Genomic DNA, 18,487 nt, shown 5'->3' on the forward strand with positions numbered 1-18,487 from the left:
GGTCTTGTTTTATAGCAAGATTGGTACAATAAGCAAAATAAGGGCGTATGGGGGATGCCTAGGCTCTCAGAGGCGAAGAAGGACGTGATAAGCTGCGAAAAGCTACGGGGACGAGCACACATCGATTGATCCGTAGATATCCGAATGGGGCAACCCACTATGTTGAAGACATAGTACACCGATAGGTGGGCAAACCCGCTGAACTGAAACATCTAAGTAGGCGGAGGAGAAGAAAACAAAAGTGATTCCGTAAGTAGTGGCGAGCGAACGCGGATTAGCCCAAACCAATGATGTTACGGCATTGTTGGGGTTGTAGGACCACGACATTTTATGTACAAGGAACCAGAATCGACTGGAAAGTCGAGCCATAGAGAGTGATAGCCTCGTATGGGTAACAAGTATAATAGATAGTGGTATCCTGAGTAGGGCGGGGCACGTGAAACCCTGTCTGAATTTGGCGGGACCATCCGCTAAGGCTAAATACTCCTGAGAGACCGATAGTGAACCAGTACCGTGAGGGAAAGGTGAAAAGAACCGTGAATAACGGAGTGAAATAGATCCTGAAACCATACGCTTACAAGCGGTCGGAGCCCTTTAGTGGGGTGACGGCGTGCCTTTTGCATAATGAGCCTACGAGTTAACGTTGCTGGCAAGGTTAAGTGATTAAGTCACGGATCCGTAGCGAAAGCGAGTCTGAATAGGGCGCTTTAGTCAGTAGTGTTAGACGCGAAACCGTGTGATCTACCCATGGGCAGGATGAAGCGCTGGTAACACAGTGTGGAGGTCCGAACCGGTTGACGTTGAAAAGTCTTCGGATGACCTGTGGGTAGGGGTGAAAGGCCAATCAAACTCGGAAATAGCTCGTACTCCCCGAAATGCATTTAGGTGCAGCGTTATTTTAGTTATATAGAGGTAGAGCTACTGATTGGATGCGGGGGCTTCACCGCCTACCAATTCCTGACAAACTCCGAATGCTATATAATGATTGATAACAGTGAGGGCTTGGGTGCTAAGGTCCAAGTCCGAGAGGGAAAGAACCCAGACCATCAGCTAAGGTCCCCAAATATATGCTAAGTTGAAAGAACGAGGTTTGTCTGCCCAGACAGCTAGGATGTTGGCTTGGAAGCAGCCATTCATTTAAAGAGTGCGTAACAGCTCACTAGTCGAGCGGACGAGCATGGATAATAATCGGGCATAAGCATATTACCGAAGCTATGGATTTTGTAGTAATACAAAGTGGTAGGGGAGCATTCTAACAGGGTTGAAGGTGTATCGTAAGGTATGCTGGACTGGTTAGAAAAGAAAATGTAGGCATAAGTAACGATAATGCGGGCGAGAAACCCGCACACCGAAAAACTAAGGTTTCCACAGCTATGCTAATCAGCTGTGGGTTAGTCTGGTCCTAAGGCGAACCCGAAAGGGACAGTCGATGGCCAACGGGTTAATATTCCCGTACTACTAATTACTGTGATGGGGTGACGGAGTGATGAAAGCGCCGCGAACTGACGGAATAGTTCGTTGAAGTACCTAGCTATATTCTCTATAGGCAAATCCGTAGAGAATGGTGAAATACGATAGTACTCGGAGTCTTCGGACAAAGAGATAGTGCGCCTAAGGGCTTCCAAGAAAAACCTCTAAACTTCAGGTAATTAGTACCAGTACCGTAAACCGACACAGGTAGTTGAGGAGAGAATCCTAAGGTGCTCGAGAGATTCATGGCTAAGGAATTAGGCAAAATAGACCCGTAACTTCGGGAGAAGGGTCGCCCCGAGTAATCGGGGCCGCAGTGAAGAGGTCCAGGCGACTGTTTATCAAAAACACAGGGCTCTGCAAAATCGTAAGATGAAGTATAGGGCCTGACACCTGCCCGGTGCTGGAAGGTTAAGAGGAGATGTTATCTTCGGAGAAGCATTGAATTGAAGCCCCAGTAAACGGCGGCCGTAACTATAACGGTCCTAAGGTAGCGAAATTCCTTGTCGGGTAAGTTCCGACCTGCACGAATGGTGTAACGATCTGGACACTGTCTCAGCCATGAGCTCGGTGAAATTGTAGTAACGGTGAAGATGCCGTTTACCCGCAGTGGGACGAAAAGACCCTGTGCACCTTTACTATAGCTTAGTATTGACCTTGGATAAATGATGTGTAGGATAGGTTGGAGACTGTGAAGTGGCGTCGCCAGGCGTTGTGGAGTCATTGTTGAAATACAACCCTTTGTTTATCTGAGGCCTAACTCTTCGATGAAGAGGACAGTGCTTGGTGGGTAGTTTGACTGGGGTGGTCGCCTCCAAAAGAGTAACGGAGGCTTCTAAAGGTTCCCTCAGTACGCTTGGTAACCGTGCGTAGAGTGCAATGGCATAAGGGAGCTTGACTGAGAGACATACAGGTCGATCAGGTACGAAAGTAGAGCATAGTGATCCGGTGGTTCCGCATGGAAGGGCCATCGCTCAAAGGATAAAAGGTACGCCGGGGATAACAGGCTGATCTCCCCCAAGAGCTCATATCGACGGGGGGGTTTGGCACCTCGATGTCGGCTCGTCACATCCTGGGGCTGGAGAAGGTCCCAAGGGTTGGGCTGTTCGCCCATTAAAGTGGCACGCGAGCTGGGTTCAGAACGTCGTGAGACAGTTCGGTCTCTATCTACTGTGGGCGTTAGAAATTTGAGTGGATCTGATTCTAGTACGAGAGGACCGAATTGGACAAACCTCTAGTGTATCTGTTGTCCCGCCAGGGGCACCGCAGAGTAGCTACGTTTGGAAGGGATAAGCGCTGAAAGCATATAAGCGCGAAACCCACCACAAGATGAGATTTCTTTTAAGGATCGTGGAAGATGACCACGTTGATAGGCTATAGATGTAAAGGCAGTAATGTCATAGTCGAGTAGTACTAATAATCCGTAAGCTTATGTACACCCTTTTCCCTCCGAGCAATCGGAGGGAGGAAACTTTCTTAACAAAAAAACTTATTTGTTTCTTTATCTCAGTATGTTAAAATATTGTCCGCACGCGGAAAGTGACTAGTGAAGAGTGAGTAGTAAAGAGTCTAAGGACTAATTACTAAGGGCTAACAACTAATTACTAATAACCTTAAGGTGGTTATTGCGGCGGGGCTCACCTCTTCCCATCCCGAACAGAGAAGTTAAGCCCGCCTGCGCAGATGGTACTGCAGTTATGTGGGAGAGTATGTCGTCGCCTTTCTTTTAAGAACCCTATCCAAATCGGATAGGGTTTTTTGTTTTATAACGTTTTTTAAATCTTTGCGTGCTTTGCGTAAATCGTCGCGCTCTTTGTGGTTAAAAAAAATTTTACACGGATGATACAGATTCGCCAGGCGAAAACGCGGATTGGAACGGATTTTTTTTTGATTTGTAGAGATGGAAATTGCTTTTGCCCTTTCAAGGCGAAAATGACATTATTTTTATTTATTTCATAGTGCTTTGCACCATGCTCTTTGCTTTTCGGGCCTTCAGCCCTTTTTTCTTTGCGTAAACCTTCGCGCTGTTTGCGGTTAAAAAAAATAACACACGGATGATACGGATTCGCCAGGTGAAAACGCGGATCAAAACGGATTTTTTTTGATTTGTAGAGATGGAAATTGCTTTTGCCCTTTCAAGGCGATAGTTGCTGTTCATTTTGGTTCAGATATAGTGCCTCGCATCATGCTCTTTGCTTTTGGAGTTTTTAGTCCTTTTTCCTTGCGTGCTTTGCGTAAACCTTCGCGCTCTTTGCGGTTAAAAAAATAGTATGCGAACGATACGGATTGGCCAGGCGAAAACGCGGATCAGAACGGATTTTTTATGTATTAATTGTTAAGGGCCAGGTTGTTCCTTTTGAGATTAGGCTTTTGCTCTTTTAGAGCAATATTTGGCATAATACTTTTAAAGATTAATAAGGGCTGAAAGCCCGAAAAGCAGAGAGCATGGTGCAAAGCGCCATGAAATAAATAGAAATAACATCATTTTCGCCCTGAAAGGGCAGAAGCCTCGACATAAAGAGAGGAATTTCTATGATTTTGAACAGCATTTTCTGGAAAAGATCGATTTTTCGGTATTAAAAACTAGTAAGAATTGGTTTTCTTTTGCCCTTTCAGGGCGATATTTGCTGTTCATTTTGGTTTGTACATAGTGCCTCGCACCATGCTCTCTGCTTTTCGGGCTTTCAGTCCTTTTTCCTTGCGTGCTTTGCGTAAACCTTTGCGCTATTTGCGGTTAAAAAAAATAACACACGGATGATACAGCGGATTTTTATGTAGTAGTTGTTAAGGGCTAGGTTGTTCCTTTTGAGATTAGGCTTTTGCTCTTTTAGAGCAATATTTGGCATAATACTTTTAAAGATTAATAAGGGCTGAAAGCCCGAAAAGCAGAGAGCATGGTGCGAAGCGCTATGAAATAAATATAAATAATATTATTTTCGCCCTGAAAGGGCAGAAGCCTTGGCATAAAGAGAGGAATTTCTATGATTTTGAACATCATTTTCTGGAAAAGATTGATTTTTCTGTATTAAAAACTAGTAAGAATTGGTTTTCTTTTGCCCTGTCAGGGCGATAGTTGAGGCTCATTTTGGTTCATACGTGGTGCCTCGCGCCATGCTCTGTGCTTTTCGGGCTTTCAGTCCTTTTTCCTTGCGTGCTTTGCGTAAACCTTCGCGTTCTTTGCGGTTAAAAAATAGCACATAGATGATACAACGGATTTTTATGTAGTAGTTGTTAAGGGGCAGGTTGTTCGTTTGAGGTTAGGCTTTTGCTTTTTTTAGAGTAAATACTCTTAAATATTAGTAAGGGCTGAAAGCCCGAAAAGCAGAGAGCATGGTGCATAGCGCTATGAAATAAATAGAAATAATTTCATTTTCGCCCTGAAAGGGCAGAAGCCTCGACATAAAGAGAGGAATTTCTATGATTTTGAACATCATTTTCTGGAAAAGATCGATTTTTCGGTATTAAAAACTAGTAAGAATTGGTTTTCTTTTGCCCTTTCAGGGCGATAGTTGAGGCTCATTTTGGTTCATACGTAGTGCCTCGCATCATGCTCTTTGCTTTTCGGGTTTTCAGTCCTTTTTCCTTGCGTGCTTTGCGTAAACCTTTGCGCTATTTGCGGTTAGAAATTAGCTCATAGATGATTTATGGTTTAAATATTCTTTTTATCGTTGACTGCGTTAGGGATGGGAGTGATATCCTTTTGCGCTTACTGTACATAAAAAAAACTGAAACTTCTATCGCAAAAGATTTAGCGGACAGCCCGACCCGTAGGGGAACGCCATAAAAATTGTTGTCTTTAATAGATTGATGTTTAAATGAGATATTAGTATGATTAAATGCTGTTTCCTTTTACAATTCCGCGGGATGAATTTTTTATAAAATCTAATATTTTATCACGCTCATAAGTTTGCTTCATGTGTTTTTCGATAAAGTCTAATGCAAGAGAGGTATTTCTTTTTTGCTGAAAGATAATACGATATATTTCTTGTAGTTCTTGCATTTTTTCAATCTTAAAACCTCTTCTTCGTAAACCAATGGTATTTAATCCTGCAAAACTTAAAGGTTCACGTGCAACGAGTATGTATGGTGGTACATCTTTGACAATACGACTCATGCCGCTAATCATAGTATGTTCCCCAATAATCGAAAATTGATGAATTGCTGTTAATCCGCTGATATTTGCGTAATCGCCCACCATTACTTCTCCTGCCATTCCCACATTAAAACCTATAATGCAGTTATTACCAATGAAACAATCATGTCCGATATGAGTGTTGGACATGATTAAATTATGATTCCCAATTACTGTTTTTTGTTTTGATTGAGTTCCTTTGTTTATAGTAACAAATTCTCTGATAATATTGTTGTCTCCAATTTCCAGAGTGCTATATTCGTTTTTGTATTTTAAATCTTGTGGGGTTCCTGATAATACTGCATTGGGATGTATTTGGCAATTCCGGCCAATTCTAGCACCGTCAAGTAGGTTTACATTATTGCCAATCCAAGTGTTATCACCAATAATTACATTATTTTCAATAGTTGTGTAATTACCAATATGAACGTTTGTTCCAATAATTGCATTTTTGCCTATAGTTATATTTTTCAATTTGATTGTCTTTATATGAAAAGCAAATGTTGGAAAAATATAATGATTTTTTCTTGATGTAAAATCAATTAATTGAAGATCTTATTCTGCTCAATGTTTCCTGACTTACACCGATAAGCGAGGCAATATGTTTTAGTTTTGATTTTGCAATAATAGGAGGAAATGAAGTTAATAAGTAGAAGTATTTATCCTGAGCATTCATGGATTTATAAAAATGATGAAATTCGTTCAATTTTGACAGATAAATTCTAAGCAGCTTAATATAGAATTTAGAAAATAAAGGATATTCTAATAGAATTTGCTCATCTGTGTACGATAATGAATAAAGTATGGTGTCCTCACATGCCTGAAAAAGCTCAAATGAGGGTTTCTGTTCAAAGAAACTACTCAATGAAGTGATGAATTGATGATCGGTATAAATCCATTTAGTTACCTCTTCTCCGTCATTATAAAAAAATCTTCGTACTGAACCGGATTTTATAAAGTAAATTTTGGGGCAAATTTGCCCTTCATTTATAATAATTTTATTTTTCTTGTAGGATTCTTCTTTGAAGTGGTTTTTTATTGCCTTTTCGGTCTCTTGATCCAGTGCCTGAAAATTGTTTATAAATGCAAGAAGCTCTTCCATTGCCCTTATTTAGTTGGTTTATTTATTGAAAATTAGACCAAATTTAGGTTTAATTAATAACGAATATAGTCTATTTCTTAGAAGAACTATCATTATAAACATTGCTGAGTGTATTATGCGAATTCTGTTTTGTTTAGATGCATTGTTTATTTGGATGACCAGTAAAAAAAAGAACCCCAAAAGAGTATTTTTTGGGGTAGATTTTAGGGTAGAAATGAATTAAACCTGTTTGTAATCACTATGCCAAACAGCTTCTTCAGGACCATCTCCTTTGTGTCCGTCTAACTGAATTACGAAACTTTTAGCCGGGAAGTATGGTGTGATGTGGATATCTAGTAAGATTCTGTCTTTTTGAGTTTTATCCTGCTCAATTTTCATTACGGTAAACTTCTCAATAAGATTAGTAGGTCCTTTAATTCCGTCAAGGAACTTAATGATTTGGCTTCTTAAATCAGCTTCAGTTCTGGTAGTCCAGTTCTCGAAAGCTCTTCTGTTTAAGAAATCGAAAAGTACTTTGGTAATATGGTCGAATACACGTACTACAGAGTAGGTTTGTAAACCTAAGTTGTCTCCGTTGAACAATGTTTTAGCAGAGAAAGCCATAATTTTGCTGTACTCATTAACCATTGGTACCAATCCCATTTTTTCAATTTCTGAGATTTCACTTTTCTTCAGGTCAAAACGAACGCTTTCTACCTCGTTTAAGCCTCCGAATTTTTTACCGGCAACTACCTGAGACATCAATGTTTTGTATATTTTACCTGCTAAAGAAGTCGATGGTGGTACATAAAGATTGTCTTCTTCTCCAACTTCGTTATTTTTACTTCTTCCTAACAAATAGTTACAAGTCATAATAGTGTTTGATTTGTACACATCACCACCAGTATGATTGGCATTGAAGAAGATATCGATAACATCATCCGGAGTTTCAAGATCCTGGAAGTCAGTTAGTAATACTGTTTTATTCTCGTGAGCTATTTTGGACCATTTTTCTAAAACAGCGTTAGAACCTAAATATCCTGGAACTGAAAGTATAGAGTAGTTTTTTCTCAAATCAAGACGGTCAAAATTTTGCTTTAATTCATTCGAAACATAATCAATAAACAAAGTATTGTCTAAATCTTTTAATTGCGTTATATCGGCGTTTACGATCGTTACGTTCTTGATTTTATCGCTTTCAGCATTTTTGTAGAACAAAGCGACACTACGATAAGAAGTTTCTAGTTCTCTTGTAGTGTTTAAGGCGTATTTCAGGTTTTTATTTAATGTTGCATCTGCTGATGTTGCTTTTGCATTGGCCACTTCGATCATGGATTCAACAGAATTATTTCCTTTTAGTAAATCCAGCCACAAATCAAGTCTGTTATTAAGAGTAGTTCTCTCGCTTTCCCATTGAGCATCGTTAAGAAAGATATTTTTTCTAGCTTTTCTGGTCGGGTTTAAGTTTGATAATCCGTCGATTACGTTTTCTAAGAAAGCAAAACCTCCATATTCGTTTAACAGGTTTATTTTGCTTGGGGATTCTTGTACTAATTGTTCGCTTGAAGAACCTTGAACTTTTTGTTCTTTAGTTTGAGTTGCCATATTTACTGTTTGTTGTTGTTAATTTCGTTCTTAGCGTTTTGAAGTAATTCGATTACCGCTTCTTTAACAGCCGGGTCCTGGATTGCTTTTATTAAAGCTCTGTTGCTCGAAAGCTGGCGAACAATTTTGTACGCTTGTTCCTTTTCAGTGTTTAATTTATTAAGAAAAGGACTGTTTTCTTTTATAGATTTTGCTCCAAAATCTCCTAAGTTTTGGAAGACCATCGATTCGTTTAAATCGGAACCTTGTTCCGTTGTAAATTCAAAGTCTACGCTAGGTTTGTACTTCTCAAAAACCGCTTCTACAGTCTGCAAATCATAGACAGCTTCGGGGCCAACCGGCTGCTCATTTGTAAGTTTTTGAATTAGTAATGTTCTGTTCGAAGGAATTTCCAAAATTGATTCACTGGCGTCAACTTTTACTTCATTGCCACCAATACCATAATTGAACATGCTCATAATTTTATAAGATTTTTAGTTGATTTTGTAAAACTAGTAAAAAAATACTTTAAAATAATATTGATTTGTAAGTATTTTATTTGGAGTTTTGTAGCAATGTGTTAAAATTAAAATTTGAACCTTTAGTTTTATAAAAAACAACTAAATTTCGACAAAAGATGAAATACCTGAAATACCCTGTTAATTTTAAATCTTTGGTGAGAGGTTCACAGGATAATTTTTGTAAGATAGAAGAATCGATTGCTTATAACATCATGATGATTATTACCACTTCATTTGGAGAGATTCCCGAGATCCCAAATTACGGATCTGTCATCTGGGACCTGGAGTTTAATCAACATATAAAGAAAAGAGATTGGGAGGATTTGGTTAGAAAATCCCTGTTAAAGTCGATTACTGAATTTGAGAGGAGATTAACCTTAAGTGAAGTCACTATTTCGTTAGATGAAATTGATAATACGGAGCTGGGATCAAGCATAAGAAGAAAAGCAAACATAGTCGTAAAAGGAGACATTATCGAAAGTCTGATGCCATTTAGCTTTCACACAAAATTGAATATAAGCCCAATTTCTCAATAGTACAAAATATGAAAGACGTTAAGTTTATTGAAATAAAAAATAGAATACAAAAGAAGTGTTTAGAGATCTGGGGAATTGAAAATATTAACATGGCCGACCCCTTGGTCATGATGTTATTAGACGTTTTTGTTCATGAACTTTATTATTTGTATCACGAAGGAATCGAATCTGATAATAAAATTATTGAACGCATTGCTCAGGAAATTGTGCCAAGTCAATGGAATTTGCCTATGCCGGCTCACGCTTTAGCAAGTACAGCTGCAACAAATGGTATTGTGGTACTCAACAGTGATGCTGAATTTATTATAAAATCGACTTTTGCAACCAATGTTGATTATGATATTCATTTTACTCCTTTTACCAACGAAAGCATTATAGAGGGTGAGGTTGGTTTTCAGCTCTATGATTCCTTATTGATCGATTCTTTTAAAAATGTCAATCGCTTGCCGGTGCATTGTAAAATTTCGGATCACAGGATGTGGATCGGACTGGATGTTTCCAAAGAAAATCTGGAGAAGTTAAAATCTTTGAAATTTACATTTGTTACAGATAATTCTTCGTTAGATGCTTTCTTACAGTTTGTTACGGTGAGAGATACTCACGGAAATGCTATTGATTTTGAAAATGAAAGTTTTGCGGAAGTTCAGGACAACAAGCATTACGTTGAAGCGATAAAATCCTACTATAAAAATTTTATTTACAAGTTAAAACTGAATCCGGAGAAGTTGGTTTACGAGTCTTTACTAGACAAATTCAACATTGAAAAAGAAGCATTAAAATCTGCTAAAAAGAATACAGAACTTATTTGGTTAGAGTTTGTATTTCCTGAAATCTTTACCAAACAGGAGCTTGATAAAATTCAGATAAAGATCAACACATTCCCGATCGTCAACCGAAAACTGAACAACAGAGTTCATAATGCTCAGGTGGAAGGACGTCTGTTTCCAATGAAGGCAGAGAGAAACACGCACTTTTTGGATGTGATGAAAGTTTTTAACGAAAAAAACATCGAATTCATCAATGGAATCAAGCAGCCTAATGCTATCACTTCAAATACCTATACCGTTTTTTATGGCGGATTAGAGAATTACGATTCCAGAACGGCAAAGTTTTTCCTTAAAAAATTAGCCAGAGCTTTACGTGAAGACATCAGTTCTTTTTCGAATATCAATGCCGATTATATTGATGCGACAATGACTAAAATCAATGAAGAAATTAATTCAATTGAAACTAAGATTACCAGCAGTTACAGTCAGGTCAATGAAGAGGAAGTTTATGCTCTGATTCATGAAACCGATAAATCTAAAATTTTGTACTGTTCGTATTGGACTTCAAACGGTCAGGTGGCTAATAATTTAAAAAAAGGTACCGTTTTAAAACAAACGGTCTTATCAGAATTAGTTCAGGATTCTACCGTTTTTGAGACGACTTCGCTTGGCGGAATTTACAGAAATAACAAAGTCGAGAAATTAATCAATCTTCGATATGGCTTTTTATCCAAAGAGCGACTGGTAACAAAACAAGACATAAAATCTGCGGTTCATTATCATTTAAGAAACATTACAAAAGAGGTATTGATTACCGATGGGGTTGGCATTAGCAATGAAAGAAAAAAAGGAGTATTCAGAACCATTGATGTAAAAGTTATTTTGCAGGATAAGTATGCTTTACAGATAGAAAACAAGCAAAAAATAGGATTGTTTTTGAAGGAAACCTTAGAGAAACAATCCGTGATGAACATCCCATTTCAAATTACCATAAACTAAAGTTATGAATGAATTAGATTACAGCCCCAGCTTACTATCTGCCATTAAATCTGCTAAATCGTTGGCTATTCAGGATGGACACAGCACTTACGGTGTTCCGCATTTAGCCTATGCACTGTTATATGAGCCAACAGGATTGACAGAGGTTTTAAAAACGTTATCAAAAGACATAGATTATATAAGAGAGTGGTTTGATGTAAGAAAGGAAGTGTATACATCCTCTCAGAGCAATGATAACATTATTATTGCCGATGCAGAGATCGAAAATGTTTTTACCGAATCAAATTTCAATAAAATCAGATTGGGAGCAGATTCTATTGATGCTTTTTGTGTTTTTATTGCCATTATTAAACCCGGATTAATATACAGTGATAAACAGATCGACGGTTTAAATTTAAGCGATAAAGAACTTTTAAAACATTTTGGGCTTCGCAATACTCAAAAAAGTTTTAATCTGGTAGATAATGACGATAAAGAAGAAACTGTTGATATTAATTATTGTGATACACTCTACAGAAAAAATATAATCGAAGAAGGTAGTGCTATTATTGGCCGAAATAAGGAGGTAAGACTGATACTTGAAAACATTGAACGATACGAAAATCACGGAATTTTGTTGATTGGAGAATCGGGTATTGGAAAAACAAGTATCATAAAAAATCTGATTTACAGTTTACACGAAACAGATTCTAATTTTTTTGAAGAAACACTGGTACTTTCTTTAAACGTGTCTAAACTTGTTGCCAATTGCAGCGGTGAAAATGAGATTTCGAAGAAATTGATTGAAATTTTCGAAAAATTATCCAAGAACGGAAAGAGCATACTTTTTATTGATGACATACAGGTGTTGTTAAATTCATCAAGCTCAAAATCAAATGCGGTAATCAATATCATCAATACACAGTTAACTCAGGGAACGATTAACATTATTGCTTCTATTGATTCAGATTCGTATCGAAAATCGATCGAAGGAACGACTATTGACGGAAAGTTTGAAAACATTTTTATCGAAGAACTCGATCATGCTTTATTACTGGAATGTCTGGGGATTTATAAAAATAAATTAGAAAAGCATTATAAGATAGGGATTGACGATGAAGTTATAGAAGAAGCCATTCATTTGTCTAAAAGATTTTATAAAGAAAAGAAACTGCCTTACGGAGCCATTGATTTATTAGACCGGACAGCTTCCTCGGTAATTGTTTCGAATGCCAATTCCTTAGTTGAAATTGTAAAAATAAAAGAACAGATAAAAGAAGCTGACCCTGCCGACGAATCAAGGATGAGTTTGCTGAAAAAAGAAATATTCAACAGAATTAGCTGTGTGGTAACCAGTAAAATTAGTGCTGCCGAAAATTCAAAAAAACAAAAAGACGAAGTAATCACTTTTGATGCCATCGAAAAATTATCAGCTGATATCGAAGCGATAGCAAAGGAGAAAATCACTGTGGTTAAAAAGTCTGAGATTTTGGCAGTCGTTTCCAATGCAACCGGAATTCCATTAGGAAAGATAAGTGCAGGAGAAAAGGAAAAACTTCTCACGATTGAAGACAAATTACAAGAGAGAGTAAAAGGGCAGGCACATGCTATTAAAACACTTTCAGAAGCCATAATCGAATCCCGAAGTGGTTTGAGCAATCCGAAACAGCCTATTGGTTCGTTCTTCTTTTTGGGACCAACCGGTACAGGAAAGACAGAATTAACGAAAACACTTGCAGAACTGCTGTTTGATGACGAAAATGCGATGATTCGTTTTGACATGTCCGAGTTTAAGGAAGAACATTCGGCGGCGTTATTGTATGGTGCGCCTCCAGGTTATGTGGGGTATGAAGAAGGAGGGATGCTGGTGAATAAAATCAGACAGAAACCTTATTCGGTGGTACTTTTTGATGAGATCGAAAAAGCGCACAGTTCGGTTTACGACGTGTTTTTACAGATTATGGACGAAGGAAAAGTGCATGATAAATTGGGTCGTGAAGGTGATTTTTCGAATGCAATTATCATTTTTACCTCAAATATTGGAAGCCAATGGATTCAGGAGCAGATAGAAAGCGGTCATTTACCCACTTCTAATCAGTTGATTGATATTATGAGTCAGCATTTCAGACCTGAGTTTTTAGGACGTTTGACTGAAGTAGTTCCATTTGCTCCGATCAATATAGAAATCGCCAAAGCTATTTTTAAACTGCATCTTAGCCGTCTGCAGGAACAGTTAAGAACGATCAAAAATATTTCTTTTGATTTATCTGATTCGGCTTTAGAGTATCTGACCAATAAAGGATTTTCTAAAAAATATGGTGCCAGACCTATTGCGGGAACCGTACGAACTTATCTAAAGAAAACCATTTCAAAACTAATTATATCCGAAGCTATTTTGGAGAACGAAAGTATTGTTCTGGATATAAAAGGGGATGAATTTATCTGGGAAAAGAAATAAGATATGGAACAGGATATCGCAGTTTTAAAACAACAGCTTAATTTTAATTTGAGAGGAGAAATTCTTTTTTATGAATTGCAAAATATTCTTAAAAAGGAAACTGAAGTCTTTGTCAGACATAAAGGCCTTTCCAAAAGACACAATTCAAGAGACGCTATAGATCTCTCGTCGATGCTGTATCAGGAAGATTCGAGATTTACCAAAGAAGCGCTGGTCCTGCATTTGGCCAAAAACAGCATCTACCATAATTTGCCCGAATTACTTTTTCATCCCTTATCGGTTAGTAATTCTACGATGTCGAATAAAGAAATTGTAGAAGCAGTAAGAGAAAACAAAAAAGCAGAAAATAATGCTTTAGACTTTTTTATGCCTTTTGACAATGAGCTTTTTGCAGCAAATTCAAATTATGCCATCAGAAGTCTTCACTTGTTTAATGATAAGATTGATTTGTTTCTGAAAATAGTAGATGAATTAGTCTCCATTGATTTTGACTTGTCTAATACACAAAAAAAGAATCTCTTTATTTATCTGTGTGAAGCCGATAAACTCAAAGAGAACCTTCCGGAACTGGAGAAAGTACTGGAAACTTTATTGGGTAATGTAGTCAAATTAAAATACAAGAAACATGTTTTCACCGATTCTCCCTTTTTGGAATTAAGTGAAGGAACATTAGGATTCAATCTGGGACTTTGCGGAGCGGTAGAAAGCGAGATAGACGATGTAGAGGTAGCGCTATATTTTGAAGGAAATATAGATTATAAGATATTGGAACGTAAGATGAACCTAACGCGTAAAGTATTAGAGTATTTTATCATTAGTAACAGAAAAATTGATATCGTCTTTTTTAATAATTATCAGTTAGGCATCAAACTAAACGAGAACTATTTGGGCATAAATACCATTTTATAATTTTTAAACCATAATAATGAGATAACATTCAGATATGAATACAATACTACCCTTTTTCTTAAAATACCTATTAGCTCCGTTTTTGATTTTGATCATAACGCTGATTATGAGCCAGTTTTCGAATGTGAAAATCAAAACAAAAGCGGCCATAATATTTACTTTATGTTTTTCGATTATAGCAGCTTTACCCTGTTTGTTTGCTTTCTTTAACAATGAATTTATCTGGTTTGGCTTATTATTTTCGGTGATCTACTACATCATACTTGGAATCGCATTGGTGTATTTCATGAATACAGCTTTATTTCAAAAAGTAGGGATACAGAATAATGTTCTGGCAAAAGTGTTTCTGTTTTTAATAATAGCAATTCTCTCTTCCTGGATTTATTATCTCGTTTTCAATTATATTGCCATATCGAGTTACGCTCACATCAGTATGCTTAATATTTTATGGCTGTTTGTACCTATCTTTTTTCAGGAATCAAAGAACAAATACTTGCAAATTCCTGAGCCTTTCTACGAATACTGGAGAGTGGGTAAAGAGCGCAAAGATTTCGAATATTGGGATAATATCGATAAGTTCCGCCTCATGCAGGTGTCCATACACATCAGAAAAAAAGCCAATTCTGAATTCTTTTCCAAATTTGATGTAAAAATTGCTCAGGACGTCAATCTGGGGAGCTGGTTTGATAAGTTTATAGAAGACCAGAATTACAGATTCCCTAATGATGCTATCGAATCCAGTGCGGAAAATGAAGATACGGGCTGGACTTTTTATACGGCAAAATACTTCAGTTTTCCTTTGTTTATAAAGAACTTGAGTCCTTACAGAACCATTTCTGAAAGTAAATTGAAAAACAAACAGACCATTTTTGCTAAAAGAGTTGCTTTAAACAGGCATGAAAACGGTCTGGAAGAATAATTACATACCATATCTTTTTCTTTAAAACCATTTGGAGTAAAAAGGAAAAGAGATTAACAAATACCATAAAACAAAATTCAGGATTATGAAATCAAACATTCATTTACCAATCAACTGGACAGACGGTGTAAAACTTACGAAAGACCATTTTATCAATAATTATTTCAATTACGTAACAATTGTCAGCGATTATAATAAAGTTCAGCTAAACAATTTTAATTATGGCTGTATCCAGCCGGCGGGAAACAAATCGATAGACATTGAGATAAAAATTGAGGGAGGACAGCTGGTTGCCTACCTGAAAAAATGCGAAGTAATTGCTAAAAACGGTCACATAATTTCTTTTAATCAGGATATTTATGGCACCAAACTTCCGGAAGTAAGTATTAATGCAAACGACTTAGACCGAAATTCTTTTGAGCATTATTATGTTATTGTTTCCGTTAATCCTTATGATTTAATTCCTGTAGGTATTCCTGATCCCGAAATCATTCCATTGCATCATCCGCATGCCCTTCCGGAGATCAAGTTGCACATCATCAATAAAAAAGAGGTAAATGATAATTTTTTATCGGGTTATTTTTTAATTGTCAAAAAAATAATATTCCAAAACGGAACTTTTATCGAAGACAACAAGTACATCGCTCCTGTTGTTAAGACTAAAAATAATGAAATACTGAATCAGTTTATAGCAAAAGTAAACACGGAATTGTATCAGTTGAATGATTTCTCGATTAAAATTCATAAAAAAAATGTGCAAAACTCTTCTAATAACAGACTGGTGTCGAACACCTTTAGTTTATGCACCAAAATAATCGGGTATTATTCAGAAAACTGTTTTTATCTTAAAAATGTCGCTCCGGAGGAATCTCCGGTTTATATGTTTGACCGAATAATTGTTTTAGCGAATCATCTTATTTCGACATTGACTTTAATGGATGACAAAGAAAAAGAGGTGCTGCTGCAATACTATTATGAATGGATTGATGTAAAACCTTCAGAGTTATTGAGCGTATTGTTTGAAGCAAAAAGTGCCGTATACGACCACAACGATATTGCACAAACGCTTGAAAAACTGAATCAGTTTTTAGGAATTTTGAAGCGCTTATGGCAAAAATTAAGTGAATTGGAGTATATCGGAATCAGAAAAGAGAACATTGTAATTAGTGAGGAAACGAAAGTGGCAGCACCGAAAAGCAATACATGGTCAATATTAGATTAAACATAGCGCTATGAAACCACTTAATTCTCCTAAAATAGCGACTCAAAAACGCAGGTTTTTAATCCTTTTTTTTACAACGTCTGCTTTTATTTTCGGCTGTCTTTTTATTACGCTGATAACGGCAAATAAAGGCGCTGCCGAGTTAGAGCAAAAACACAAATACTACAATGATATTGCAGTAAAACAGGGCGAAATGAACTTGCTTCTGGGTGAAATCCTGATCGAAATCAATGACTTAAGATTTAAGGACCGAACTTTAAATGAACGTAAAAATCTTCAGTCCCTGATCAACGAAAAAAGATTTGCAATCAATAACGAGATTCAAAAATCAAAAACAAATTTGACGAATTCTTTTGGTTTGTATGAGGAACTTTTGGTTGAATTACAGCGCATACAAACTAAAATTGATGTCTTAAAAGAAGCAGCAACAAGCTACGAAATCAAAAGTAATCAGCTTAAAAATTGTATTGAAAAACATAAACTGGAAAATAAAAAAAATAGTACCAAATCATGAAGAAGGCAATAATTTTTGACGAAACCTATTGGAAGAAAGCAAAGTTCAATTTATTATTTATCATTAGCGCCTGTGTCATATTTATTGGTCTTACCAAGTTTTTGCTGAAGACACCGGATTTTAATAATACGGATATGCTGAACAGAATTAATGATTATGAAAAAATGCAGAAGATTAAGGTGGACTATGCCAATAAATCGAAGCTAATTTTCAAAACCATTGATACGATAAAATATGACATCAATCAAGTACAGCGTATCGATGAAGTAAAAAGAAACATTTCAGAGTACAAACAGCTTTATAAAGACAACGAATTTCATTCGTCCTATAATTTTTGCTTGATCGGCGGAAACTTGTTAAATGTTTTTTTAGAGATAAACCTGGAAGAAAGTACGGTGAAAAAGAACGATACCCTTGTACAGACAAGTCTTAACGAATGTAAAGCAGATTTTAAAAATGAACATTAAAAACAGAACAGTAGTTATCCTTTTGTCTTGCATTGCGGTAATTTTAGTGATAGTAGCACTGCTATTCCCTTATAATAAACGATTAAGTAATCTAGATTTTTCGATTGTTGATGACAATAGTAATCACCAGTATGAATTAAACGAGGAATTATCTTTTAAAATAAATGACAGTACTCTAATATCAGATAAAAAAGCCGTTTGGTATTTTGGAAACGGTGATTCGATTGTTAGTAAAGGAAGTGTAAACTACACTTATGATAAAGCCGGGAAGTATTTAGTGACCTTAAAAATTGACGACAAGTTCGATTTTTCAAAGCAAATTAATATCGTAAACGGCAGAAGATTGACGGCAAGAGATTCTATCACCAAGATATTTTGTCCGGAGTTTGGTTATGTAGGTGAGGAAATTGTGTTTACCGGATATTCTCCGAGTTCTAATAATTGGTATTGGGAATTTGGCGAAACGGGAACCATAGATTCTTATGAAAAACAAGCCATTTATATTTTTACTCAGCCGGGAATTTATACGGTAAAGCTCGAAACAGATAAAACGAAGTATCCGATAACAAAAGTAATTGAAGTGTTACAATTGTACGAACCTTTCAAAGAACCGGAGGCTGTAGATTCGTCGGGTATTGTATTGAACGATATTAAAAAAAGACTGCAGACCATTGCTAATTTGGGAGCAAGAGATACCAAAACGTACAGAGAGCAGGTTAATTATCTGAAAAATAAATACATCTGCAATGATTTGTCTGATGTCGTGGTAGTAGTCAACGAAGAAAAATACAACGATTTTTTAAGTTACTGTCAGGGACTTCATTATCTGGAAGGAAATGAAACTATAATTGAGGACGTGAAATTAGATAATATTAAGTGCTTTAAGCAGATCAATATTACCCAAAAAACTAAAAATAAAACAAAGTAAT

14 protein-coding genes and 2 rRNA genes are annotated in these 18,487 nt (G+C 36.6%); 11 read left to right on the forward strand and 5 right to left on the reverse strand.

Features of this window, described 5'->3' with window-relative positions:
- The first annotated feature begins 26 nt into the window (after nt 1-26).
- Both LNQ34_RS22755 and rrf read left to right on the forward strand, forming a co-directional pair.
- Nucleotides 27-2,907 (forward strand): 23S ribosomal RNA (locus LNQ34_RS22755).
- A gap of 177 nt (nt 2,908-3,084) precedes the next feature.
- A 5S ribosomal RNA gene (gene rrf / locus LNQ34_RS22760) occupies nt 3,085-3,194 on the forward strand.
- Between the two features lie 224 nt (nt 3,195-3,418).
- Here the strand turns inward: rrf and LNQ34_RS22765 are convergent.
- The 5 genes from LNQ34_RS22765 to LNQ34_RS22785 all read right to left on the reverse strand — a co-directional run bounded on the left by LNQ34_RS22765 (nt 3,419) and on the right by LNQ34_RS22785 (nt 8,746).
- On the reverse strand, nt 3,419-3,628 hold the full coding sequence (locus LNQ34_RS22765; protein ID WP_230001414.1) for a hypothetical protein: 210 nt from the start codon (nt 3,626-3,628) through the stop codon (nt 3,419-3,421).
- Between the two features lie 1,674 nt (nt 3,629-5,302).
- Nucleotides 5,303-6,076, reverse strand: a complete 774-nt coding sequence (gene lpxA, locus LNQ34_RS22770) for an acyl-ACP--UDP-N-acetylglucosamine O-acyltransferase (protein WP_230001416.1) — start codon at nt 6,074-6,076, stop codon at nt 5,303-5,305.
- 64 nt (nt 6,077-6,140) lie between these two features.
- Nucleotides 6,141-6,704 (reverse strand): Crp/Fnr family transcriptional regulator, encoded by a 564-nt coding sequence (locus tag LNQ34_RS22775; RefSeq protein ID WP_202703503.1) that lies wholly within the window; start codon nt 6,702-6,704, stop codon nt 6,141-6,143.
- A 219-nt stretch (nt 6,705-6,923) separates the two neighbouring features.
- Nucleotides 6,924-8,288 (reverse strand): DUF5458 family protein, encoded by a 1,365-nt coding sequence (locus tag LNQ34_RS22780; protein WP_202703504.1) that lies wholly within the window; start codon nt 8,286-8,288, stop codon nt 6,924-6,926.
- A 2-nt stretch (nt 8,289-8,290) separates the two neighbouring features.
- Nucleotides 8,291-8,746, reverse strand: coding sequence for a hypothetical protein (locus LNQ34_RS22785; protein WP_026109973.1), 456 nt, complete (start codon nt 8,744-8,746; stop codon nt 8,291-8,293).
- Nucleotides 8,747-8,904: 158 nt separating this feature from the next.
- Here LNQ34_RS22785 and LNQ34_RS22790 point away from each other — a divergent pair, with 158 nt between their 5' ends.
- From LNQ34_RS22790 to LNQ34_RS22830, 9 genes are all read left to right on the forward strand, one after another.
- On the forward strand, nt 8,905-9,324 hold the full coding sequence (locus LNQ34_RS22790; protein ID WP_017496372.1) for a GPW/gp25 family protein: 420 nt from the start codon (nt 8,905-8,907) through the stop codon (nt 9,322-9,324).
- Between the two features lie 8 nt (nt 9,325-9,332).
- Nucleotides 9,333-11,090 carry a hypothetical protein gene (locus LNQ34_RS22795; RefSeq protein ID WP_202703505.1) on the forward strand — a complete coding sequence of 586 codons (1,758 nt, stop codon included), beginning with the start codon at nt 9,333-9,335 and terminating at the stop codon, nt 11,088-11,090.
- 4 nt (nt 11,091-11,094) lie between these two features.
- Nucleotides 11,095-13,527, forward strand: coding sequence for an AAA family ATPase (locus tag LNQ34_RS22800; RefSeq protein WP_202703506.1), 2,433 nt, complete (start codon nt 11,095-11,097; stop codon nt 13,525-13,527).
- Between the two features lie 3 nt (nt 13,528-13,530).
- A complete protein-coding gene (locus tag LNQ34_RS22805; protein WP_230001418.1) occupies nt 13,531-14,436 on the forward strand; it encodes a hypothetical protein in 906 nt (301 codons plus the stop codon).
- A 34-nt stretch (nt 14,437-14,470) separates the two neighbouring features.
- Complete coding sequence (locus LNQ34_RS22810) at nt 14,471-15,355, forward strand: TssN family type VI secretion system protein (protein WP_202703508.1); 885 nt, start codon at nt 14,471-14,473, stop codon at nt 15,353-15,355.
- 85 nt (nt 15,356-15,440) lie between these two features.
- On the forward strand, nt 15,441-16,577 hold the full coding sequence (locus tag LNQ34_RS22815) for a hypothetical protein (RefSeq protein WP_070905592.1): 1,137 nt from the start codon (nt 15,441-15,443) through the stop codon (nt 16,575-16,577).
- 10 nt (nt 16,578-16,587) lie between these two features.
- Nucleotides 16,588-17,091, forward strand: a complete 504-nt coding sequence (locus LNQ34_RS22820; RefSeq protein ID WP_017496366.1) for a hypothetical protein — start codon at nt 16,588-16,590, stop codon at nt 17,089-17,091.
- The gene (gene tssO / locus LNQ34_RS22825) at nt 17,088-17,558 is read left to right on the forward strand and encodes a type VI secretion system TssO (RefSeq protein ID WP_017496365.1); all 471 of its coding nucleotides are present in this window, start codon (nt 17,088-17,090) and stop codon (nt 17,556-17,558) included. Before LNQ34_RS22820 ends, tssO begins: the two co-directional genes overlap by 4 nt.
- Complete coding sequence (locus LNQ34_RS22830) at nt 17,548-18,486, forward strand: PKD domain-containing protein (RefSeq protein WP_017496364.1); 939 nt, start codon at nt 17,548-17,550, stop codon at nt 18,484-18,486. Before tssO ends, LNQ34_RS22830 begins: the two co-directional genes overlap by 11 nt.
- Nucleotide 18,487: the final 1 nt, after the last annotated feature.

The organism is Flavobacterium lipolyticum (assembly GCF_020905335.1).
Lineage (GTDB): Bacteria > Bacteroidota > Bacteroidia > Flavobacteriales > Flavobacteriaceae > Flavobacterium > Flavobacterium lipolyticum.